The organism is Rhizobium sp. M1, from assembly GCF_002531805.1.
Lineage (GTDB): Bacteria > Pseudomonadota > Alphaproteobacteria > Rhizobiales > Rhizobiaceae > Rhizobium > Rhizobium etli_C.
On the sequence record NZ_NWSW01000109.1, the window covers coordinates 1 to 1,156 of the forward strand.

The following is a 1,156-nucleotide window of genomic DNA, read 5'->3' on the forward strand; positions in this document are numbered from 1 at the left end:
CCGGGGGGATCAGATAGCGCGCTTCGGGCGAGCGGACTTCTTCTCGCGTTTCGGCTCGTTGCTCGTCGTACGAGATCCGCCGTTCGCGCTCGATTGCAAAGCCGAGCGCCACGCTCGCCCGCTCCCAGAGCTTTTCCACCTGCTCCCGCTTCTCGGCAACCCACGCCCAGCGCCGCGACAGGCTTTCCTCCATCTCGGCCGCAGCCAAAGAGAGATGATCGACCCCCCGGCGCCTGGCGAAGTCGTCGGCCTGGGCGCGATAACCGGCCTCGCTTTCAAAATCGAGCGTCGTCGTCTTGGCGCCAGAACGTGACAAACGCTCGACAAGCTGCTTGAACACATCCGGCCGATGGCTTTCCCGCTCGATACGCTCCTGGCGATCCGTGGCGGTTTCGAGCTGCTTTGCCGTCCAGACGTTGCGATCGACCTCTCTGTCCTCGTAGCGCTTCTGGCCTGTCTTCTCGTCAACAATGGGAATCTGGACCTTGACCCGCTCGATACCGTCCTTTCTGAGCGTGACGGTGTCGCCTTCCAAGATGCCGGCATCCTCGAGCGCCTTCGGCAGGCTCACGCCCCAAAGCCGATGCACGACCCCGTCGTCGGTCCTGAGGTCGGCATAGGGGCTGTCGTCGGCATCCTCGTCGTCGGGCCGGAATTTGGTTTCTCCGGTTTCGACAAGTTCGCCGGTGACACCCGCGGCATGATCGACACGTGCCTTGCGTCCCCATTCCGGCTTCGCCGCAAAATCCTCCTTCGCCGCATAGAGATCGGCGCGGTCGCGATGCCTCGTCATCGACACATAGCTCAGGTGCCGATCCATCATGCCGCTGGCGAGCACGAAGGTCCGGTCGACAGTGGCGCCCTGCGATTTGTGGATCGTTGCGGCATAACCGTGATCGACATTGCGATAGCTGTCCTCGCCGAAGACGACCTTGCTGCCATTGTCGAGACGCACCGACAGCAGAACCTCGCCTTTCTCATCGCCGGTGGAAACGACCGTGCCGAGCATGCCGTTCTTGACGTATTGCGGGCCAGAATGCCTGGCGCGCGGCTCGATGAAGCGGGCGTTTTCCAGGAAGATGATGCGGTCGCCGACGGCGAACTCGCGCGCGCCCCGCTCGCTCCGGAAACTGCGGCTTTCACCGAGCGCTCCCTC

General features: G+C 63.3%; 1 pseudogene. It reads right to left on the minus strand.

Annotation, left to right across the window (positions count from 1 at the left end):
* Nucleotides 1–1,156: pseudogene (locus tag CO655_RS33155) on the minus strand (ATP-binding domain-containing protein); the annotation flags it as partial.